At 54.6% G+C, this 20,658-nt stretch carries 20 protein-coding genes and 1 pseudogene; 2 read left to right on the forward strand and 19 right to left on the reverse strand.

Going from position 1 to position 20,658, the window contains the following annotated elements; translation table 11 throughout:
* Both OE750_RS16185 and OE750_RS16190 read left to right on the forward strand, forming a co-directional pair.
* Nucleotides 1–1,200, forward strand: a pseudogene (locus tag OE750_RS16185) (IS91 family transposase).
* Nucleotides 1,201–1,926: 726 nt separating this feature from the next.
* Nucleotides 1,927–3,105, forward strand: coding sequence for an ABC transporter substrate-binding protein (locus tag OE750_RS16190; protein WP_263765349.1), 1,179 nt, complete (start codon nt 1,927–1,929; stop codon nt 3,103–3,105).
* A 51-nt stretch (nt 3,106–3,156) separates the two neighbouring features.
* Here OE750_RS16190 and OE750_RS16195 read toward each other — a convergent pair whose 3' ends face one another.
* From OE750_RS16195 to gloA, 19 genes are all read right to left on the reverse strand, one after another.
* Nucleotides 3,157–3,639, reverse strand: a complete 483-nt coding sequence (locus OE750_RS16195) for a TIGR02444 family protein (RefSeq protein ID WP_263765350.1) — start codon at nt 3,637–3,639, stop codon at nt 3,157–3,159.
* Entirely contained in the window at nt 3,636–4,220 is a 585-nt protein-coding gene (locus tag OE750_RS16200; RefSeq protein WP_263765351.1) for a UbiX family flavin prenyltransferase, read from the reverse strand. The genes OE750_RS16195 and OE750_RS16200 overlap by 4 nt, the downstream gene beginning before the upstream one ends.
* A complete protein-coding gene (locus OE750_RS16205) occupies nt 4,217–5,551 on the reverse strand; it encodes a UbiD family decarboxylase (RefSeq protein ID WP_263765352.1) in 1,335 nt (444 codons plus the stop codon). Before OE750_RS16205 ends, OE750_RS16200 begins: the two co-directional genes overlap by 4 nt.
* Nucleotides 5,552–5,568: 17 nt before the next feature.
* Nucleotides 5,569–6,966 (reverse strand): aldehyde dehydrogenase family protein, encoded by a 1,398-nt coding sequence (locus tag OE750_RS16210; protein ID WP_263765353.1) that lies wholly within the window; start codon nt 6,964–6,966, stop codon nt 5,569–5,571.
* Nucleotides 6,967–7,094: 128 nt separating this feature from the next.
* Nucleotides 7,095–8,186, reverse strand: coding sequence for a helix-turn-helix transcriptional regulator (locus OE750_RS16215; RefSeq protein ID WP_263765354.1), 1,092 nt, complete (start codon nt 8,184–8,186; stop codon nt 7,095–7,097).
* A 22-nt stretch (nt 8,187–8,208) separates the two neighbouring features.
* The gene (locus tag OE750_RS16220) at nt 8,209–8,592 is read right to left on the reverse strand and encodes a Rid family hydrolase (RefSeq protein ID WP_263765355.1); all 384 of its coding nucleotides are present in this window, start codon (nt 8,590–8,592) and stop codon (nt 8,209–8,211) included.
* 38 nt (nt 8,593–8,630) lie between these two features.
* Nucleotides 8,631–9,929, reverse strand: a complete 1,299-nt coding sequence (locus tag OE750_RS16225; protein WP_263765356.1) for an FAD-dependent oxidoreductase — start codon at nt 9,927–9,929, stop codon at nt 8,631–8,633.
* 570 nt (nt 9,930–10,499) lie between these two features.
* The gene (locus OE750_RS16230) at nt 10,500–10,706 is read right to left on the reverse strand and encodes a hypothetical protein (RefSeq protein ID WP_263765357.1); all 207 of its coding nucleotides are present in this window, start codon (nt 10,704–10,706) and stop codon (nt 10,500–10,502) included.
* Between the two features lie 36 nt (nt 10,707–10,742).
* Complete coding sequence (locus OE750_RS16235; protein WP_263765358.1) at nt 10,743–11,024, reverse strand: AAA family ATPase; 282 nt, start codon at nt 11,022–11,024, stop codon at nt 10,743–10,745.
* A 108-nt stretch (nt 11,025–11,132) separates the two neighbouring features.
* The gene (locus OE750_RS16240) at nt 11,133–12,107 is read right to left on the reverse strand and encodes an ABC transporter permease (RefSeq protein ID WP_263765359.1); all 975 of its coding nucleotides are present in this window, start codon (nt 12,105–12,107) and stop codon (nt 11,133–11,135) included.
* Entirely contained in the window at nt 12,104–13,051 is a 948-nt protein-coding gene (locus OE750_RS16245; protein ID WP_263765360.1) for an ABC transporter permease, read from the reverse strand. Before OE750_RS16245 ends, OE750_RS16240 begins: the two co-directional genes overlap by 4 nt.
* Nucleotides 13,051–14,625, reverse strand: coding sequence for a sugar ABC transporter ATP-binding protein (locus OE750_RS16250; protein ID WP_263765361.1), 1,575 nt, complete (start codon nt 14,623–14,625; stop codon nt 13,051–13,053). Before OE750_RS16250 ends, OE750_RS16245 begins: the two co-directional genes overlap by 1 nt.
* 1 nt (nt 14,626) lies before the next feature.
* Nucleotides 14,627–15,679, reverse strand: coding sequence for a substrate-binding domain-containing protein (locus OE750_RS16255; protein WP_263765362.1), 1,053 nt, complete (start codon nt 15,677–15,679; stop codon nt 14,627–14,629).
* 34 nt (nt 15,680–15,713) lie between these two features.
* Nucleotides 15,714–16,661 (reverse strand): C-terminal binding protein, encoded by a 948-nt coding sequence (locus OE750_RS16260; protein WP_263765363.1) that lies wholly within the window; start codon nt 16,659–16,661, stop codon nt 15,714–15,716.
* Nucleotides 16,658–17,671: an alcohol dehydrogenase catalytic domain-containing protein gene (locus OE750_RS16265; protein WP_263765364.1), complete on the reverse strand. Its 1,014-nt coding sequence runs from the start codon at nt 17,669–17,671 to the stop codon at nt 16,658–16,660. The genes OE750_RS16260 and OE750_RS16265 overlap by 4 nt, the downstream gene beginning before the upstream one ends.
* Nucleotides 17,668–18,402, reverse strand: a complete 735-nt coding sequence (locus OE750_RS16270; protein WP_263765365.1) for an SDR family NAD(P)-dependent oxidoreductase — start codon at nt 18,400–18,402, stop codon at nt 17,668–17,670. Before OE750_RS16270 ends, OE750_RS16265 begins: the two co-directional genes overlap by 4 nt.
* Before the next feature lie 35 nt (nt 18,403–18,437).
* The gene (locus OE750_RS16275) at nt 18,438–19,169 is read right to left on the reverse strand and encodes an SDR family NAD(P)-dependent oxidoreductase (protein ID WP_263765366.1); all 732 of its coding nucleotides are present in this window, start codon (nt 19,167–19,169) and stop codon (nt 18,438–18,440) included.
* On the reverse strand, nt 19,166–20,254 hold the full coding sequence (locus OE750_RS16280; RefSeq protein WP_263765367.1) for a glycerol dehydrogenase: 1,089 nt from the start codon (nt 20,252–20,254) through the stop codon (nt 19,166–19,168). Before OE750_RS16280 ends, OE750_RS16275 begins: the two co-directional genes overlap by 4 nt.
* Nucleotides 20,236–20,643, reverse strand: a complete 408-nt coding sequence (gene gloA / locus OE750_RS16285; RefSeq protein WP_263765368.1) for a lactoylglutathione lyase — start codon at nt 20,641–20,643, stop codon at nt 20,236–20,238. Before gloA ends, OE750_RS16280 begins: the two co-directional genes overlap by 19 nt.
* Nucleotides 20,644–20,658 lie beyond the last annotated feature (15 nt).

The raw sequence follows: 20,658 nt of genomic DNA on the forward strand, positions 1-20,658 counted from the left end.
GTGCCCCGTTCAAAACTGGAGATAGCTGACATCTTCCGCACCCATGGTCCTGCGTGGCGGCAGGCCAACGCCGGGCATGTCAGCCTCTCCCAGTTGAAGGTGATGTCAGCAATTGCAGCCTGCCGGACCGAGGCGCTCGGCGGGCATGTGGCCGGTTGCACCAAATGTGGGCACCATCACATCGCCTATAACTCCTGCAAGAACCGGCACTGCCCCAAATGCCAGGGTCCGGCTGCACGCGACTGGATGGCGGCCCGTGCCGAGGATCTGCTGCCGGTCGAATACTTCCACCTTGTCTTCACTTTACCAGCCGAGATTGCGCAGATCGCCTACTGGAACAAGAAGGCGGCCTATGGGCTGCTGTTCAAGGCGTCAGCACAAACGGTGATGACCATCGCGGCCGACCCCAAACGTATGGGCGCGCGGGTGGGCATGACCAGCGTGCTGCACACCTGGGGATCAGCGCTGACCCACCATCCGCATATCCACATGATCGTGCCGGGCGGCGGCCTGTCGCCCGACGGAGCGAAGTGGGTAGCCTGCGAACCGGGGTTCTTCCTCCATGTGCGGGTGCTGTCGCGGTTGTTCAGGCGCCTGTTTCTGGACGGGCTCATGGAACTGCACCGCACCGGGCAACTGGTCTTCTTCGGTGATTTCGAAGGGTTAGCCACCGCTGATGCCTTCAAGGCCTGGCTCGCCCCGTTCCGGAAGACCGAATGGGTGGTCTATGCCAAACCGCCCTTTGGAAGACCGGAGGCGGTTCTGGCCTATCTGAGCCGATACACCCACCGGGTAGCGATCTCGAACTCACGCCTGGTTAGCGCGGATGCGCAAACAGTCACGTTCCGCTGGAAGGACTACCGCATCAAATCCGGCGACCGCCAAAAGGTTATGCGGCTGGCCACGCCCGAGTTCATTCGCCGTTTTCTGATCCATGTCCTCCCCGACAGATTCCACCGCATCCGGCATTACGGCCTGCTGGCCAGTTCAACCCGCAAGGCCAACATCACGATGATCCGCGCCTAGCTCTGTGTCCAACGTCCAGAACAACCCGTTGCGCCAGGTGTCGAGGCCGAGATCATCCCACTCACCCTGCGTGAACCATGCCCTTGCTACGGCGGCCCGATGCGGATCATCGAGATCTTCCGGCGCGGGCAAAAACCGATGTCGCGCGCACCACCAAGGGAGCAGGCCGCATGACACACCGCCTGTCAGATGGCACAGAACGCCACCGGCTGCACCCTGCAGATCCGGTCACGACAGGCTGTGCCCATCTTCCTTTGGCGCGAAACACAATGGCAATCACGCCAAATCGTGCAGCGGTTCCGAGGGCATCGAACGCGCTCGCGCCCGTCTCAGGCGCCCTGCGCACACTCGGCCGCACCCCTGATACAAACGGTGCCCCAACCGCAAGCACACTTTCCCCATAGGGTAATCCAAGCCCCCCGCGGCTTCCTCCTTCCGAGGTTTGTCAACGTGGGCCGCCATCTCATGGCTGCCACCGTCGCGCCGCGGCCCACATCGAAAAACCTTCAGGGAAGCAGACCTTCGCGGCATTGCAGCCCGCGCCCAAGGGTGACGCGAAAGCGGACGTCCGAGCTGCGCTTGGAGCTAGGCAAAAACTCGTAGGGGCGTTGCCAAAATTATTGCGGTGACCCTAGTCGTATCCGCAAAGGCGCTTCAAAAACGACCGATTTTTCAACAGCCAACTTTGAAGAGGCGAGTGACCGAACGCGAGCTAGAGATCCCAGTGGATCATCGGAACATGATGTAATGCCCATATTCGAAAATATGGCAACCGTTCAAGGAAGTCGTAGGACTTACGCTATTGGCTGGTGTGTTTAGACTTCCTCGTCAGGGTCAGTATATCGGCCCTGATCGTCATCTTAACCGATGCTTTTTAAAAGACAGTTGGAGGATACTCACATGAAATACATTGCACCCGCAGTTGTCATCGCAGCGCTCGCGATGCCGGCACTTGCCGAAGAAGTCAAGATCGGAGTGGTCTTGGGCTTTACCGGGCCCGTCGAATCAATGACGCCGCAAATGGCCGCAGCAGCTGAATTGGCTATGAAAGAGGCAAGTGCGACAGGGCTTTTCTTGGACGGCAGTACTCTTGTGCCAATCCGGGGCGATAGCACGTGCGTCGACGCAAGTGCCGCCAATGCTGTCGCAGAACGCCTTGTCACATCAGATCGCGTGAAGGGCATCGTCGGCGCGGCTTGTTCCGGCGTCACCTCAGCGATCTTGCAAGGCGTGGCGCGGCCCAACGGCATAGCTATGGTATCGCCGGCTTCCACCTCGCCAGGGCTGTCATCGGCGGAAGATGACGGATTGTTCTTTCGCACAGCACCAGCTGATACACGGCAAGCGCAGATCATGTCGGAAATCCTTACGGACCGGGGTGTAAAATCGGTCGCTGTGTCCTTCACCAACAATGACTATGGCAAAGGGCTTTCTGAGGCGTTCAAGACCGCTTTCGAAGAAACCGGCGGCGAGGTTACTATATCCGCCTCGCATGAAGACGGTAAATCGGATTACTCCGGAGAGATCGGTGCGCTAGCCTCTGCAGGTGGCGAAGTGTTGGTCGTGGTCGGCTACATTGATCGGGGTGGCGCGGCTATCACCCAGCAGGCACTGGACAGCGGGGCCTTCGACCGATTCCATTTTGCAGACGCCATGATCGGCGATGCACTGGAGGAGAAATTCGGCACTGATATCGCTGGCTCCACCGGTCAGTTCTCCGGCACGGATAGTCCGGGCGTCAAGATGTTTGCCAAAATGGTCGGTAGTGAATTCGACGCGACATCAGCATATACACCCGAAAGCTATGACGCAGCGGCACTGATGATTTTGGCGATGCAGGCTGCCGAGTCAACAGATGGATCCGAATACAAATCGCATTTCTTTGACGTGGCAAACGCGCCGGGCGAAAAAATCTATCCCGGAGAGTTGGGCAAGGCGTTGAAGATCCTGAGCGAAGGCGGCGAGATCGACTATGAAGGCGGCTCGGCCGTCGAACTGATCGGAGCAGGCGAAAGCGCCGGGAACTTCCGCGAAATCGAGATCATCGAAGGCAAAGCCGTGACAGTGAAATACCGCTAAGAGCGTAAGTACGATAACCCCGACAGGTGCTGCACCTGCCGGGGTCTTACTCTAAAGGCAAAGTGAAGCCAGCCGCCTAAGGGCATCACCCTCCACCGCCAGCGCGGGGATCAAGCGTTGAGCATTGTGCATCATGTCGGTGTGAGCCTCGCTGCCCGTTACGGTAGCCAGATTTTTCGCGTGACGATACAGTAACGCCTGTTCGATCTGTTCGGCCTGCAACTCCAGCAGCTTGATCGCAGATCTGATCGGATCTTCATGCTGTCCAGAGGCAGGCCGACGCGCGACCCGAGCGTGGCGCAGGGGCCTCACTACTGTTTCATGCCATTCGGCGACAGCATCCAGTGCCACAAGGTCATGCGTGACGCGTCGCTCCTCTTGTCCCAGCCAGAAGGCGAAAAGCAGCAGGTTGACGTCAATACCGACACGTTCCTGCATTTCCAGACAGGTTGTTGCCACACCAGGCCGCGTGTAGCGATCCAGCGAAAATCGCCAGAACGGATTGTCCAGCGTAGGATCCTCAAAATAGCTCATTCAGGGGGCGTGGACTTGCCCAGCCCTGCCCATCTCTGGATCGGCGCCTTAATCCCAAACTGATCCAGCGCTCGGCCCACGGTGAAGGACACCATCTCATCCAATGTGTCAGGCTTGGCATAGAACGCGGGCACCGGCGGCGCGATGATAGCCCCCATTTCTGCCGCCGCCATCATGCTGCGCAGATGTCCCAGGTGGAGCGGTGTTTCGCGCACCATCAAGAGCAGAGGCCGACGCTCCTTGAGTGTTACATCCGCCGCGCGTGTGAGTAGGGTCGAAGTCACGCCAGTCACAATTTCCGATAACGTCCTGACAGAGCACGGCGTTATCATCATACCGTCTGCCGGAAACGACCCACTTGCGATGGTAGCACCAACGTTGCCAATGGCGTGCAACTGATCGCAAAGCGGCTCCAAGTCACGGATGCCGATGTCCAATTCATCCCGCAACGTCAATTCCGCCGAGCGGCTGGCAACCACATGCGTCTCCACCCCCGCAGCGCGCAGCATTTCCAACGCGCGGAGACCATAAATCGCCCCGCTTGCCCCGGAAAATCCGACGATGATCCGCTTGCTGTTCATGGCTCGAGGTACTTCGACAGGTCAATATCGGCCACGCCTGGCACAGACTTGCGGGAAAACTCCGCCTCGCGGCCCCAAGGCATTGTCGCGTCGATGGTAAGACGACCCCAGTGATCTTTCATCTCGTCACGATAGAAACCGGGGAAATCATGCAGCACCTGCGCGCGGGTGTCGGCACGCCCGCGTGTCATGTAGGCCCACATCACATCATCTAAGTTGTAGATGTCCACATCAGAATCCACGGCAATCACCACCTTGTTGTAATCCAGATGGGAACCCAACGCGGCAAGGATCGCGTGCTTACCGTGACCTTCGTATTGTTTATCGATCTTGATGATTGAGATCATCACATTCGGCTTGCAGCTGACATCCAGCACACCCGGCACCATGCCAGACACATGGCCATAGACCTTTGCAGCGATCACCGCCTCCAATGGGCGCAGATCTTCGTTTGATCCGCACAACAACCCGTGCAAAACAGCATCCTTCCTGCGCTCTACGTGGGTCACCTCGAAAACATGATTGTCACCTACTTCGACATAAAAACCCATGAATTCACCAAACGGCCCCTCAGGACGCCTGATATTCGGCAGGAAGCGGCCTTCAACTACGATGTCTACGCTTGCAGGCACTTCAAGATCGATGGTCTTGCACTTGCGCATGGCGATCTTTTCACCTCGGATTTGCGCAGCCATTGCCAATTCACTTGCGTCGATGGGCAACGATGCACAGGCGCCCAGAAACAGCTCAGGCGGGCAGGATAGCAACAATGCGGCCTCCAGCGGCGCGCCCTTTTCCTCAGCCCGCTTCTGGTATTGGGTCAGGTCATGAGGCCCTCCCAAACGCACGCGCAGCTCGTCGTCGCTAATCTGCTGGGAGCGGTGGAACGACAGGTTCGGCACGCCGGTGTCAGGGTCGTTTGCCAGATAGACGGCAGATGTGAAATAAGGGCCGCCGTCCTTACCATGCCAAGTCAGGGCGGGTAGGTCGCTCAGCTTGCAGGCGACAAATTCGCCATCTATGCCAGCCTTTGCTGTCTCATAGACCGCCTCGTCCTTGGCGCCCATGCAAGCCTCGGTCAGCTCGATCCACCTCGCGCAGAACGATTGGCCCGGTGCCGCGCCTACCATCCGTAGCAACCGTTCATGGCTGCCGTAGATGTTCGACACGACAGGGATGTCAGACCCTACAACATCATGAAACAGCACCGCTTCGTTGCTGCTGTCCTGAAGCGCCTTGGTCACGGCGGCCAGCTCGAATTCCGGATTGACCTGCCGTTCGACGTGTTTTAGATCGCCGTGTTTTTCAAGGCTCTTGAGTAGATGCTGCATGTCGATCCCCTTCCGGTTCAGGCGGCGGTTTTTTGTGAACGGATGACAAGCGCCTTCTTGCGCATGAACCGCATGAACCCACCAGGACCATAACGGCTGCCACCAAGCCCTGACGCACCAAAAGCTGTCTTTTCGGCCTGCGAAACACCGCCCATCGTATCAAAATCGTTGATCCAGATACCCCCGGCGTTGAGTTGCTCGCCTATACGGATGGCTTCGTCCTCTTCACCGATCACGGTGGCGCTGAGGCCATAGATGGTTTCATTAGCAAGGCGCACGGCCTCGGACGTATCGGTGAAACGCATGATTGGCACGATTGGGCCAAAGGTTTCATTTTGCATTATTTTCATCGTGTGATCGACGTCCACCAGAACAGTTGGTTCGCACCACAATCCCCCATCGGAATTGATGATCTCGCCGCCGGTCAGGATTTTGGCGCCCTTGGCGACCGCATCATCCAGTTGATCTTGAAGGATTACTGCCTGTTTCTGGAAAATAACCGGACCAAGCGGACCGGAATTCGCCGCATCAGTATTCATTTTCTGCTTCTGCATTTCGGCTACAATGGCCTGTGTCACCTGGTCGGCGAGGCTGGAAGCGACATAAACCCGTTCGATCGCACAGCACAGCTGGCCGCTGTTTTCGACTGCACCGCGCACGATGATCTCGGCAGCGTCATCAACGTCAGCATTGCCAAGGACAATGGCTGCATCATTGCCGCCCAATTCAAGGAACGCGGTCTTGAATTGTTCGGCGGCACGCTTTTGCACGATCTGACCTGTGGACACACTGCCGGTAAAGACAACTGTATCGCTCAGATCAATCACATCGCCGCCAACCTCGGCGCCGCCTTCGACAAGAACGAGAATGTCTCGCAGGGCGTCCACTTCAGCAACGGCTGCACGGAAAGCGGGGATGAAACGCGGCGTGACCTCGCTTGGTTTAATCATCACAGCAGAACCGGCAAGCAACGCGGTAATCGCGTCGATCATGCACAGGATAAGCGGGTAGTTCCACGGCGAGATGATACCCACCAAAGCATGTGGAACATATTGTTGCTGGAACCGCAGGCTTGCATCGGACCCGGATTGTCCGGTGATCTGCATCATCGCATCCGCCGCAGTAGCACAGCGCATCTGGGTAATGCCTTTCAGCCCTTCGAGCTCGGCAACCGACATGTCGTACCGACCGGTATCTTCCGTCAACTTGCCAATGATGTCTTCACGGTGTTTTTCAACGGCGTCACAGAGTGCAAGCATTGCATCGCAGCGCGCGCTCAGGGGGAGTTGCACCCAGTTTTCTTGTGCATTGCGCATGCTGACCGCAATGGTTTCCAACTCTGCTCGGCTTTGCGGCTGAATAGCGTAGTCGATTTTGCCAGTGCGGGGATTTCTGACTTGTATTTTCTTGCGCATCACGGGGTCCTCAATTTCATTAAACACAAACACGGCCGATGATCTCAAGCGGACGTTTAAGCTAAACATAGCAGATCAGCACCCAGATTAGCGAAGGTGTAGACTGTTGCATTCAGACGTTTGTTTTCTCATTTCGGAAACTCGCCGCCCCGCCGGCGGACCTGATGTGCTGATTTTGGCGGAACGCCGAAATAGGATTTGAAAGCCGAGGAGAAACTGGCCTGACGCTCATAGCCTACAGCACGCCCGATTGCCGCAACCGAGCCCTCACGCCGCTGCAACAAATCAAGAGCATGTTCCATCCGAATAGCCGTCCGGTATTTATGAATAGTTGTCCCGTTCACAAGCCGAAAACCGCTCTTAAGCTTGGTTGTGTTGGTACCAAGTTCCTTGGCCAATCTGGTCAGGGTGAAATGTTCGGCAAGATCCTCATGTAAGCGGGACCGCAGTTCAGCTATCATGCGCACGTCTGCGGGTGACAAATCTTGTACCGGATTTCCTTTTTCCGTTGCCGCATCAATACTGTCCACGGATTCACCAATCAGCTGAAGGATCAGCCCTGTTAACGTCACCAGATCGCGGCGGTTTGAAACTTGCAAGTTTATCATACGCCGCAATGTCATAAGGCTGTCAGCTGAAAGTATCGTTTCGATCATAGTGGATACACCGCTGGGCGGCGAGATAAGCGCTTGCCCTGCCGCGCTCTCAAACGGAAAGTCCGTATACTCCGTCAGGAAAGCAGGGGTAACGTAAATGGATGTCTTGAGGTGTTCACCGGGGCCGCTCCAGACCGTATAGTCGACGTCTTCAGTTTGCCGACAGCAGAACAAATCACCACTATGAAAGCTGATTTCCGGATCGTCTTGCGCTTTCACACCAACTGCGACTGGCCCTTCAAGCAGATAGTGAAATTCAACAAATCCCTCGCCCTTGACTGTCTCAATGCGGGGTTCATGCACATCAGCACGTGTCGTCACCAGCAGCAGGTCGCCACCCAGTCGCATAAAATGCCAGCGAAACCTGCTTTGTCGGTCTACAATATCGACGTTTGTGCAACTGCCTTCCATCAAGGGGTTGGTCAGCGTAGGCCACTCATTGCTTTCCCGCTCAACAGACTCGAAAACTTGAAGCAGCGAGTTGCTGCCATCGCCGAGTATATCACGAAAAAGTCCGGCAGCTTTGGTATCTGGGTCAAAAGAGTTTTTGCTTGGCGGGATCATCCCATGGATATTAACCGCGCTGTCAGCCTTTGGCTATAGATGCGGTTACCTCGATTTCCACCTTCGCGCCGGGGCGCGGGATCTGACAGACGACCAGCGTATTCGTGGGCCGAATGTCTCCAAACACGTCCCCGAGCACCGAAGCCACAGCGCCCAGATAGGCAGCATCAGTCAAGTAAACTCGGGCCTGAACCACGTTTCGAATACTGGCGCCCGCCTGCACCAGCGTTTCGTCAATCGCGCTCAACGCGTTGCGTGTTTGTGCAGCGACTTCATCCGGCAGATCACCGCTCTCGGGATCATCGCCCAATGTGCCGGAAACATAAATTCGCTCCATATCAATTACGGCGCGGGCAAACCCGGCAAAGTCTTCTGCGGGGGCTCCTGAGAAAATACGGTTTTTCATAATGTCTTGTCCTTTCGATTTTATGGGGAGACGACCTGTCAAGTGCAGTCGCGCATTAGGCTGTTTGAGGCGGCATGACCGCTGGCGGCGGCTCCGTTGAGCAGAGCCTGATAGAGATAGTCGCCACAGAAATAAACTTGCTGCGGCATGGCATTTTGCCGTTCCCGAAAGGCGCGCAGTTCTTTGCAATACCCGGGCTGGAATATCGGCAGCATCCGTTCAATCCATTGGCTGTGGCAATCTAGGCAGTGCGTTTCCAATTCGGGGCAGATCGCAGTCATGCGCTCCGCAATCACCTGATCCAACTGCCCTGTCCGCCCCTCGTCGCGGGCACGGGCAACCGCGTCGGGTGAAAGCTGTGCATAAAGTTGCGTTTTCTCACCTTCGGGTGATGCTTGAAACAAGGATACACCTTGTGCTGCGGCTCTTGAATAGAACTGCATCGTTTCTTCCTTATAGCAGTCCAGCATGTAGTGGACCGCTCCGTAGGAGCTATATCGGACCTGTTCAAAGAAACCGGTATCTTCATCACCAAGAGATGGCATGAGCGCGGGAACCAGATCGCCCGGCAACGCGCAGATGACAAAATCTGCCGTCAGAGTTTCGGCCTTGTCATCTTTCAGAATCTCAATTCCGCAAGGCTGGCCCGGGTTAATGCGCGTGACCTTCACGTTGGTCTGTATTTCAAGACCTTCGGCCATCGCATCCGGCAGCGCTTGCATATCAGGCTTCAACGACATCACAGTCGTTCCGAAAAGGTTCGGAATCGTGCTGAGATAAAACGCGGCCGAGACCTCCTCGGGCAGCCAGTTTCGAGCGCCGATGAATATCGGATCTACCAACCGGGACAGCGCATTTTGTCCGAGAGTTTCAAGAATATAGTCCGACAGTGTAACATCGTCCGCCTCATACACGCTGGTGGCATCGTCGGGGTTTGCGCGACGTCGCAGTTTCCAGAGCTGAATTGCATGACCCACCAGCCGCCATCGCTCTTTGAATGTAAGGCCGGGTGTAAATAAGCTGGATGGTCCGGGCATAAGGTGAACATTCCAGTTCAGGTTCTGCCCTACGGTCTTTGCGGTGAGTTGCCGCGAATGGGACAGATGATCCGTGAGCCCCAACTCGTCCAGCAGCGCAAAAAACGGTTTGCTGCATGAATACAAAAGACGCGCGCCCCGGTTGAACACCAAATCGCCAGCCCACTGTGTCCCGACACGCCCGCCGATTAGGTCCGTTTCTTCAAGAACGAGAACATGAAAACCACGTTTCGAAAGGTTGCGCGCGGCGCTTAAGCCGGCGACACCCGCACCAACGACGACAACGCTTTTACCCAGCATTTTGTGTTCATCCGAATAATTTCACGACGATGCCATGATGCCGAATAAGAAGCTGGCTGCCAACGCTACGGTTTTTACAATTCAGGCGGTTTCCATTCGCTGAAAGAAGTTCTTTAGGTAGCCCCCGTCTGCTTTGCCCTGCTATACCACGTTAGTTCGAGCAGCGCGCAAAAACTCTGGGTTATGGATTCAGATCCGCACCGCTGTCTAGGCTCCAACTTATGAGTGCGCTGGTTTCCCCACTTCCCCTCCCGAGCATCAAAAGGGCTGGGCAACGTTAACTCGCAATCTAGCCTCATCTGTAGATTTTATTGAGACAGCCCCCCGTCGAAGTTAACTGCCTATATAATTATGAAATCGGAGAACCCTTAATGGTCTCATAAACGCCAGCCAGACAGTTCAAGGCGCTTTTCTGAGGGTCTTGATATTCCACTATCCGCAAGTCGGATAAATAGGATTCTCAGTCTCGGCTTGTTCCTTTACGCCCGTGGTCTATTCGACGAGCCATTCGGCATTTTTGGCGTCATGCATCGTCAAGACACGAACATCTATATTTCCGAAGCCTGACATTTAGACCTCTAACCGGACGAGAATTGCGATCTCTTCCCTCATCACCCCAGCCAGCAACAGGTTCGCTACCCAAGTTTCGAGCTCAGAGATTTCTGTTTTGGGATCGTCGAAAACACGGATCATCGGCGCAGGACCGTCGAAGACGGAGGTCACACCATGACGGTTCTCCACCGCACCATCCGCCCCGACTAATGTCTCCGGCAACAAGGTGTTGCTACCCTTTCGAATTTGGTGCGAAGTCGGTTAATTGACCTTCAAACTACAAGGTCTGCCACGCACATCAACTCCCGCCGCCGAGCACGGGAAAGGTGCCCGAAATATCCGCTGGCCAATATCGCCGGCGAAGAACAGGCTGTTGGGTATCTCTCCATACATGGTGCCCAAAAGCATCAACTCCGCAACCGAGATATCCTGTGCCTCGTCGATGATCACATGCGTGAACGACAATGGCTCGCCCAACTCAAGGGCGTGTGCGCAGTCGGTCCGTCCAAGCAAACGATGTGAACTGGCTCCTCTGACCGGCATTTATGATCTCGGGAGGGCCGAACTTGTGGGTCGCTTCGTTCCGCGCATCAAGGCAAAACTCTGCCTTAAGCGTGTTCGATACGCGCCAATCCATCACACCTGATTTACCTATTTTTCTCTAAAACTGATTATTATCGCTGCGACGACTATAACTACACCAACAACTATCAATCGGGCTGGTCCAGCAACGTCATAGGCGGTCAGGAAATTGAACAACAACGTTAGCATTGCCGCTGCCAAAACGGGCCCCATAACGCCACCTCGACCAACACCGAAACTTACCCCACCTAAAACAACTGCGGCCAACGAAAAGAGTGCGAGGTCTTGGCCCAAAATGACACTTCCTTTCCCTAGCGATCCGACCAAAACAATGGCAGCAAAAGCAGCAAAAGCACCTGACATGATATGAACAATAAAGACCGTCCTTACATAAGGAAGACCAGAAGCCCACGCTGCCTTGGGGTTGGTGCCAATCGCTCCGATCACCCTATTGAGCACACTGAAGCGCAACAAGACGGCGAAAACACAAGCGAAAGCAAACGTTACGAGCGGAATCATCGGAACGCCGAAACTTCGCATCCTCATTAACGCCACCAGATCTTCAGGCGCGCGGTCCGGCTGACGGATGCCCGACAGAATTAGCACGACGCCTGACAATATCATCGCTGTGGCAAGTGTCACTAGAACCGCCGACGATCTGCGTATGGCGATGAACCAAGCGTTCACCGCGCCGCTGATCAAGCCTATAAAAATGGCCAGCAGGCAAAGAACTGGAGTTGAGGCTTCAATCCAACCTCCGGTCAGCACATAGACTGCAGCGACAATCACGCCGGACGAACTCAAATCGATTGATTGCACACGCATACAAAGCGACTGCCCGATGGCCACGAGGACAAGTGGTGCGGCTTGACGCATGATCGTCCAGAAAAAAACCGGGCCAAGCATCGCAGGGCGCTCCACCCAAACAACGATCAACAGAATTATGAACAACGGATAAACAAAAGGCATATCCACGACTCGAGACATAAAATGCCTTATATTACCGGCTTGTGCCTGTGCGGGAATCTTATTGGTCAAACTCATACCCCAATATCCTCGCGCTTTTGAAAGGCGATTGCACCAAGCAGAATAATACCGGTGATCACGCGTTGAAGAAACGGATCAACCGACAGGTGGTTCATCCCGTTATTGATGAAAGTGAGAGCCGCAACGCCACAGACGACTCCCGCAACAGACCCTACACCGCCAGAAAGCAACACTCCTCCAATAGCCACAGCCGTGATTGAGTTCAGTATCAGCGGATCCCCAATGTTCGCTGTGGAACTTCCCACGCGACCAAAGATAAACATCGCTGCGATCATCGCCGAAAGCGACGAAATCACATAACAGGCGATAACCAACTTTCGGCTATTTATTCCGCTCAGCCAGACTGCTTCATCGTTGGCGCCAACAGCGTAAACGCGCAACCCGAAAGAGGAGCGCGCAATAACGCCCCACGCTAAAAAAATAGCAGCTCCAGCCCAAAAAATTGCGACTGGAAATCCAAAGATAGTAGACCGCACCAGCGGTGCGAGAAAGGTCTGCACCTGTCCTGCTGCATCAGGCAGAATGAGCGGGGCGGCCCCGGTAAAGATAATCATCATTCCAAGTGTCATTACGATAGGATGAACGCGAAAGACGGTTACCCCGATCCCATTTATCAGCCCAGTTAACAACGCGACACAAAGGCCAGCTCCTATACCAAGAGCCTGACTTGATGAGCTCACCATAATGGCAGCAACAACGCTGACCAAAGCGCCATTGGAAATGTCGATGCCCCCCGTGAGAACTGGGAACATCAGCCCAAGTGATAGAATTAACAATGGCGTTGCCTGCGGAACCAAGTTTGCCAGATTATCACCTGTCAAAAATCCTGTTGTTACAACAGCAAGAAAGATGGCAATGATTAGCGGTAACACTATTACGAAGGGGCTCAAGGCATCACGGCGGCGATGATCGCCGGTTTTGAAATTTATAATACTCAACATCAGATGACCTTCTTCTTGTCGGTTATTGCAAATTGGAGAACACTTTCTTCGGTTGCGTCGTGGCCTGCGATTTCTGCAGTAATCTCGCCTCCCCGGACCACTAGAATGCGATCGCACAGACCGATCACCTCGTTCATTTCGCTAGACGTAATGAGAATAGCGCAACCGTCGTCGCAAAATTCTCGCAATGCATTGTAGATCTCGGCTTTCGCACCGACATCAACGCCACGTGTTGGCTCCTCAACCACCAGCACTTGCACACCGGACACCAACCACCTAGCCAGCATTACTTTTTGTTGGTTGCCGCCCGACAAATTCACAACGAACTGCGAGAGTCCTGCCGATTTCAAACGCATACGCTGATTGACTGCCTCAATCGCCTCCTGCCCCCGCCTCGCACGAGAAAACAGACTGCCGCACCTGAAAAAACCAAGGGATACGTTCCGCTCGATGCTGTCCTTCAAAAATAAGCCTTCGGTCTTGCGATCTTCAGGAACAAATCCCAAGCCACTCCGAACAGTGGAGACGATGCCACGTTCTGGCGTGACGCGTTCACCCTCCAATGTGACCGACCCACTCACGGGCGGCTCCAAACCGACCAGCGCACGGATAATTCCCCGCTGGCCTTGCCCTTCCAAACCTGCAAGCCCTAGAATTTCACCCGCTCTCAGCTCGAAGCTGACCTCAGGGCTACTCTGATTACATTTCAGACGGTCAACCTTCATTTTGGTGGGGCGCTTGATGTCGGGATTACGCATTGGAAAATAGTCGCCGAGATCGCGACCAACCATCGCCTGTATTAGGCCAGCTTCGTCCGTTTCCCCTCTTTTAAAGTTGGCTGATAGACACCCGTCCTTCATCACCGTTATGACATCACTTAGACGGAAAATCTCATCTAGGCGGTGCGAGATATAGTAAACTAGTTTGCTCTCAGCACGAAGGTTTTCGATAAGGTCAAAAAGCTGCTCAGATTCAGCTGTGTTTAGCGCAGCTGTGGGCTCGTCGAAGATATATATCTTAGCGTCGTGCGAAATACCCTTGGCGATTTCAACAAATTGTTGCTCCGCAATGGTCAAATCACCGCATGGCCGTGTCGGATCAAGACTTAGTCCGATCTTGTCGAGGAGGTCCTTGGATTGTTGCACCAACGCTCGCCGGTCAATCAATCCCAAGCGCCTAGGCTCGCGCCCGAAAAAAAGATTCTCGGCAACAGTCAGATTTGGAATCAAATTCAGCTCTTGATATATGGTCGAGACCCCAAGAGCTTGCGCCTCACGTGGATCATGAGGGTTAAAGTTGCTCCCGTCCACTTGGATAGTTCCGCCATCCGGGGTGTGAACTCCAGCAAGCATCTTCATCAGAGTGGACTTACCCGCACCGTTCTCTCCAGTCACTGCGTGAACAGTGCCTGAATGAGAAACCAGCGACACCTCATCCACTGCTGTGACACCGGCAAAGTGTTTGGAAACGGCGCTAAAGCGCGCCATTTCCGTTTTTTCAGATGTGCTACCAAGACCGGCAGCACGTGCATGGGCATGTCTGCAGTGCATGCCGGATCCAACGGTAACCTCCATTTTAGCGCGGAAACAGTTCAGAAATCTGTTCACTGGTCAGGGTCGTTGGAACCCAGAGGTTGTCGTTGGCTTCAGGGTGGTAATATTCAGCCAGATTATCGTTGGTGATGGCCTCAGGTTCAGCCCAATAAGACTTAGCCAACTGCCCACCATCAAGCAATTCGGCTACACCGTTGAGGCCAACCGCGAACATCGACGGGGGGAATGACGCAGCCATGCTGTCGAGACCCATCTCGGACCACTGGCGCATCAGACCATTGTTGCCTTCGCCTGTCATTAGAATGGGCTCAATACCCAATTCGGCAAACACATCCAAACAAGCACGAGTCATGTCGGCTCCCCCAGACCAGATCGCGTCTGGTAAATCGCCCGACAGAACCCAGCTTTCGCAGAGTGGTTTCGAGCCCTCGTAAGACCACGCTCCATAGTCCTCACGCGTAACTTCAATGCCAGCGCCGTCTATGGCAGCAGACATTCCGTTGTAGCGCGCCACATCCTCTGAGTGCCCAGCAATGCCGCGCAGCGCCCAAACCTCACCTCCGTCTGGTAGCTTTTCCACCAGCCATTCTCCACCAGTGCGACCATAAGATTCGCCACCAGCCCACATCTGGCTTGCATAATCGATATCAGGGTCGATCTGTCCAAAATTGATAACCGGAATACCCAACTCTTTGGCTTTTTCGACTTGCTCATTCAAAAGTCCGATTTGACCAGTGTGGATCATGATCGCATCTACGCCACGAGCCAACATATCTTCTACGTCAGAGATCATAACCGAAACATCTTCTTGGTAGTTCGTGACGATCAGGTCTTCAAAACGTTCGTCAGCTGCGGCCGCCGAGCGGGCCTCTTCAACGGCCTGCACACGCCATGAGTTGGAAAGGTCGGGAAAGACCAAGGCAACAGTCCACGGGCCATCTTTCTTGAAAGCGCCCGCTTCCGTCATTGCGTCCCCCTGAGCCTCGAACCAAAGCAGGTCGGGTTCGGCCAAAGCCACTCCGCCCGCGAAGGCCAATGCTGTGGTAGCAGTTAAAAGTTGCTTAAGTTTTGTCATGTTAAAGTTCCTCCCTTTTTTATGACATTCTTGTTTAGGCGACCCGGAAATCCGGCTCCTCCCCTTCGGCGATTTGCTTGGCCTGAAGAGCCGCGCCGCGTTGGATTGCAGCCACAGTGCCTTCAGAATACCAAGCGGAATGGTCCGACAGCGTGATGCCATCGACCCCAAACAGTGGGTTTCCCCGTGGTGGTTCAGTGGTAAATACATCCAGAGCAGCGGCTCGAACCCTCCCAGATTCGACAGCGTCTGCCAGAGCTGCCTCGTCAATCAGCAGCCCACGCGCGGTGTTGACCAGAATTGCATGCGGCTGCATACGCTCCAGAAAATCCTGATTAATGATACCAGTATTTTCTTCAGTTGCGGGAGCATGTAGCGTCAGAACATCTGACCGCTCTGCTAGTTCTTTAAGCCCCACAAGTTCCGCTGAAGTGGAGGTCTTCAAAAAGGGGTCGTAAGCGATGAAATTATCGACACCAAAGCCCCGCATCCGCGTCTCAACTGCGCGAGCAATCCTGCCATATCCTAAAAAACCTATAGTCGAACCAGCAATCCTACGGATTGGCTCGTCTTGCCCTACTTGCCACGCACCATTGCGGACATCCCGATCTCGACTGACGATCCGGCGAACTGCAGCTAGTAGCAACGCAACAGTATGGTCCGCCACTTCGATATCGGCACCGTAGTCATTAACGCGCGCCACGATAATACCCATAGCCTTAGCAGCGGTCAGATCAATATGATCAACACCTATACCATAGCGAATGAGTCCTCGCGCACTCTCCATCTTGGAAATGAGGCCTCCATCCACGGGCGTGTCACGAACAAAGATGATCTCGGCATCAGTAACTGCGGCCTCCAGAGCGGCCCTATCGCCCGCTCCGTCACAAGTGACAATCTCGAAGCCCAGTGGTCCAAGGATCTCGCGCTCAAGGTCATAGTTGGCATAACCAGGTTCAATAACAACTGCTTTGCGTGTCATGTCTTACCTCCAATCGTGGCAACAATTTTGCCCTCGACCTTTCGGTCCCTCAGCAGACCGAGATATTTGGGGATTTCCTCAAAGTCGACCTGGATCTCGATCATGGGGTCCAGCTCACCTCGCTCGACCATCTCCAACATCTCACCCAACATTGTGGCAAAATCGGCCTGCGTGCGCAGATCACCCGCACCATACGCGCCTCCTAATGCGATTTCATGCACCGAAAGGGCATAGGTGTAGGGCTCAACGTTCGACAAATCAGGTAACGGGTCAGTTGTCGCGTATTGTCCATTAAAGCGGACGTGGCTGAAGTTTTCGTTTGCGTCTTTGGCCTTCACAACCTCAAACATCACATCCACGCCATCCGGTGCGATGGCACGGACCTGACTGTGCAAATCGGGAGCGGTATAATCCAACACATAATCCGCACCAAGCGCTCGGACCCTTTCGAAGCTCTTTGGGCGCGCGAGACCAATCACTGTTGCGCCTAGAGCTTTGGCAATCTGCACTGCAAAACCTCCAGTGCCACCAGATGCGCCCTGCACTAGGATCACGTCCCCATCAGCCAAACGGACCTTCCGCGCCAAAGCCTGAAAGGCGGTTAGGCCCGCGCATGGCAAAGCTGCGGCAGCTTCATCAGTAACACTTTCAGGAATTGCGGCCAGCACATGCGCTGGAGCTGTAACGTATTCAGCAAAGACACCGTTAGGGCGGCCTAGATCATGATGCCAAGCCACACGCTGGCCGATAGCGACATGCGTAACGCCCTCGCCGACCTCCTCAACCACACCTGCAGCATCCAATCCCACAATGTGCGGACAATCCCACCAAGGGGCTACTCCGATGCAGAGCTTCCAGTCTACTGGGTTCAATGACACGGCATTGACACGGACTAGAACTTCCCCAGCAGAGACTTGAGGCTTAGGTGCCTCGATTGCGACGACTGTAGACAATTCGCCGCCCGGCTTTGGGCACAAGATCGCACGCATTGTTTCTGATGAGCTGCTCATGTGATCAGATACCCGCCGTCGATAACCAGAATTGCACCCGTTACGAAAGATGCCATCGGCGATGACAGATACGCGACACCACCTGCCAAATCTTCTGGTTTGCCCCAGCGTTCCAATGGCGTTCGAGCCATTATCGGCCCTGACCGTTCAACATCATCTTGAAGCGCTTGCGTCAGAGGCGTGGCGATCCAGCCGGGTGCTATAGCGTTTACGCGAATGCCGTCCTTGGCGTAGGCAATTGCCAGCGATTTGGTCATCTGAGCCACTCCGCCCTTTGAAGCAGAATAGGCAGGCACAAGACCGCCGCCAAAGAATGTCAGCATTGAAGCAGTATTTACAATCGTCCCGCCGGTCTCTGCCAGAAGCGGGCGAGCGGCGGCACATATCCGCATTGACCCGTTGAGGTTAATATCCACTACATCAGCGAACACCTCGGCATCCAATTCGTCACCACGTCGAATTATCCCGGCACAATTCACCACATGATGAAGGCTGTCGAATCTTTCGATCAACGAAGTCACAGCAGCCCCGTCCCGAACGTCAACAGCATGGGCAGCAACACCGGGCATCTCAGTCTCGGCCCGGTGGGCTTCGGCGTCAGTCGCTCCTGTCACAGTAACATTGGCGCCCTCATCCATGAAGGCACGCGCAATACCTGCACCGATACCCGATGTGCCGCCCGAAATTAGCACTGATTTCTCTTTGAAGCACTCTATTGGCCAGATACTCATTTATTTTTCCTTTGCCACTTTTGATCAGTTGACCGTCAGGTGATTGAATAGCCGCCATCCACTATGAGCGTGGTGCCGGTTACGTAAGTTGCCGCAGGCGAGGCCAGATATAGAACGGCGCTTGCCACTTCTTCAGGTTTGCCCCAACGTTTGAAAACAGTGCGCCCTGCGATAGCCGGGCCGACCTCTTCATCTTGCACCAGCGAGTCAGTCATGTTCGTATCAATCCAGCCAGGCGCGATAGCATTCACGCGGATGCCTTGCTGCCCATACTCGATAGCCAGAGATTTGGTTAATTGGGAAACGCCGCCTTTGGATGCGGCATAGGATGGGACCAGCTTGTCACCAAAGATCGATAACATGGACGAAACGGTCACTATTGATCCTTGGCTCGCCGCCAATAGATCTCGTGCGCCAAGTGCAAAGCGTGCGGTCCCAAATAGATTGACCTCCATTACATCGCGGAAGACAGACCATTTGTATTCATCCACGCGTCGGGCCACACCAGCAGCGGTGACCAACACATCCAATCGTTCGAAAGTCTCTAAAAGCGTATCTACGGCCGGATCGTCTCGCACGTCACAGATGTGGACTGTGATACCCGCATTCCGTAGTAACGCGGCGCTTTTCTCGGAACTTGCAGTGCCATGCACTGTTGCGCCATGATCACGGAACGCAAGAGCGATGGCCTTGCCAATACCCGAAGATGCGCCCGTAACCAACACTACCTTGTCGGCGTAGATGTCCTTTGAAAACGTCCCATTCATTCTTTATCTCCAAATTTGTTTGCACGAAGAATTGCCGCCTCAACTGCAATTGGCGTAACCGCTACTGGTTCGTTGTAAATAATCTCGCCCGCGCGCGTCGCGCGCTCGATGATGACAGTTAGGGCTTCATCAATGTTGATGATGCCGAGGTCACCCAAAGTCGCAGGCAGACCCACGCTGCGGTTAAAAGCAACATATTGAGCCAACGTCTCGTCGTCAGCGTCATTCAGAGCCAATTCCACCAGCACACCAAAGGCGACTTTTTCGCCGTGCAACATATGATGCGTCTCAGCAAGTGCGGCCAAACCATGATGAATTGCATGGGCCGCCGCAACGCCCCCAGACTCAAAACCCACACCCGACATCAAAACCGTCGCCTCAAGGACCGCTTCAAAAGCTTCGCTTGATCTACTAGCTCTGCAGTCCGCCACTGCCTGCGCGCCATGTTCGAAAAGTGTCGCGCGGCAAGTTTCGGCCACCGCCATCGCCAGCCGTGTCTGAGCCCCTCCTGTCATGTTACTCGCGCCCGATCGATAGCAGGCGATTGCCTCTTCATAGGTTGCCAGCGCGTCGCCGATACCTGCAATGAACAATCTCACAGGGGCTGCTGATATAACCGTACTATCCACCAATACTAATTGCGGGTTCCAACGAACGAATTGATCACGCAACACATGACCTTCTTCGTCATAGATTACCGCTAACGCAGAGCACGGGGCATCCGAAGCCGCCACCGTTGGTATCGAAATAAACGGTAGATTGAGCTTATCAGCAGTGGCGCGGGCGAGGTCGATGGTTTTACCGCCCCCAAAGCCCGCGATTGCATCAGCACCTGCTTTCATTGCGGCCTCTGCCGCTGAGGCGATCGCCAATTCTGTGCAGGCTCCTGCGACACGTTCCATCGTAAGCGTGATAGCGATGGTATTGAGGCCATCAATCACCCCATCGGGCAAGCCCGCATCCACGATGCCGTAAATGCGTGTGCCGATACGGGCGGCTTCAGAACCGAAACGGCCTAAGGCGCCAGGGCCCTGAACGTATCGGGCCGGAAAGACCGCCTGCCGCATCATGATTTGCTCAACCATTCAGGTTGTACCAACTCAATCATGTAACCATCAGGGTCTTTGAGAAACGCGATCTCGACTGTGCCGTGATTCATCGGCCCAGGCTCACGAGTGAACTCTGCTCCCCCTTCTTTCAGCACTTTCGAGGTTGCGTAGATATCCGATGTTTCCAAAGCGATGTGACCGTAGGCATTGCCCAAATCATAATTGTTGTCGCCGTAATTATACGTTAACTCGATGACGGTGTTGCTCTCTTCAGGTCCATACCCGACAAATGCGAGCGTGAATTCACCATCAGGAAAGTCGAGCTTTTTGATCAGCTGCATACCAAGCAATTCAGTGTAAAATTTTAATGATGCGTCCAAATCGCGGACCCGCAGCATCGTATGCATCATGCGAAGTTCTGCCATGATTTTCTCCTATTC

Source organism: Lentibacter sp. XHP0401 (genome assembly GCF_025751535.1).
GTDB lineage: Bacteria > Pseudomonadota > Alphaproteobacteria > Rhodobacterales > Rhodobacteraceae > Lentibacter.

What these genes read in the sequence shown, in the direction of transcription:
- OE750_RS16265 (WP_263765364.1), bottom strand. Translation starts at nt 17,671, where the DNA reads ATGAGCAGCTCATCAGAAACAATGCGTGCGATCTTGTGCCCAAAGCCG.
- OE750_RS16195 (WP_263765350.1), bottom strand. Translation starts at nt 3,639, where the DNA reads ATGAGCTATTTTGAGGATCCTACGCTGGACAATCCGTTCTGGCGATTT.
- OE750_RS16255 (WP_263765362.1), bottom strand. Translation starts at nt 15,679, where the DNA reads ATGACAAAACTTAAGCAACTTTTAACTGCTACCACAGCATTGGCCTTC.
- OE750_RS16215 (WP_263765354.1), bottom strand. Translation starts at nt 8,186, where the DNA reads ATGATCCCGCCAAGCAAAAACTCTTTTGACCCAGATACCAAAGCTGCC.
- OE750_RS16270 (WP_263765365.1), bottom strand. Translation starts at nt 18,402, where the DNA reads ATGAGTATCTGGCCAATAGAGTGCTTCAAAGAGAAATCAGTGCTAATT.
- OE750_RS16275 (WP_263765366.1), bottom strand. Translation starts at nt 19,169, where the DNA reads ATGAATGGGACGTTTTCAAAGGACATCTACGCCGACAAGGTAGTGTTG.
- OE750_RS16205 (WP_263765352.1), bottom strand. Translation starts at nt 5,551, where the DNA reads ATGCAGCATCTACTCAAGAGCCTTGAAAAACACGGCGATCTAAAACAC.
- gloA (WP_263765368.1), bottom strand. Translation starts at nt 20,643, where the DNA reads ATGGCAGAACTTCGCATGATGCATACGATGCTGCGGGTCCGCGATTTG.
- OE750_RS16200 (WP_263765351.1), bottom strand. Translation starts at nt 4,220, where the DNA reads ATGAACAGCAAGCGGATCATCGTCGGATTTTCCGGGGCAAGCGGGGCG.
- OE750_RS16240 (WP_263765359.1), bottom strand. Translation starts at nt 12,107, where the DNA reads ATGAGTTTGACCAATAAGATTCCCGCACAGGCACAAGCCGGTAATATA.
- OE750_RS16210 (WP_263765353.1), bottom strand. Translation starts at nt 6,966, where the DNA reads ATGCGCAAGAAAATACAAGTCAGAAATCCCCGCACTGGCAAAATCGAC.
- OE750_RS16225 (WP_263765356.1), bottom strand. Translation starts at nt 9,929, where the DNA reads ATGCTGGGTAAAAGCGTTGTCGTCGTTGGTGCGGGTGTCGCCGGCTTA.
- OE750_RS16235 (WP_263765358.1), bottom strand. Translation starts at nt 11,024, where the DNA reads ATGCCGGTCAGAGGAGCCAGTTCACATCGTTTGCTTGGACGGACCGAC.
- OE750_RS16245 (WP_263765360.1), bottom strand. Translation starts at nt 13,051, where the DNA reads ATGTTGAGTATTATAAATTTCAAAACCGGCGATCATCGCCGCCGTGAT.
- OE750_RS16260 (WP_263765363.1), bottom strand. Translation starts at nt 16,661, where the DNA reads ATGACACGCAAAGCAGTTGTTATTGAACCTGGTTATGCCAACTATGAC.
- OE750_RS16250 (WP_263765361.1), bottom strand. Translation starts at nt 14,625, where the DNA reads ATGGAGGTTACCGTTGGATCCGGCATGCACTGCAGACATGCCCATGCA.
- OE750_RS16190 (WP_263765349.1), top strand. Translation starts at nt 1,927, where the DNA reads ATGAAATACATTGCACCCGCAGTTGTCATCGCAGCGCTCGCGATGCCG.
- OE750_RS16220 (WP_263765355.1), bottom strand. Translation starts at nt 8,592, where the DNA reads ATGAAAAACCGTATTTTCTCAGGAGCCCCCGCAGAAGACTTTGCCGGG.
- OE750_RS16280 (WP_263765367.1), bottom strand. Translation starts at nt 20,254, where the DNA reads ATGGTTGAGCAAATCATGATGCGGCAGGCGGTCTTTCCGGCCCGATAC.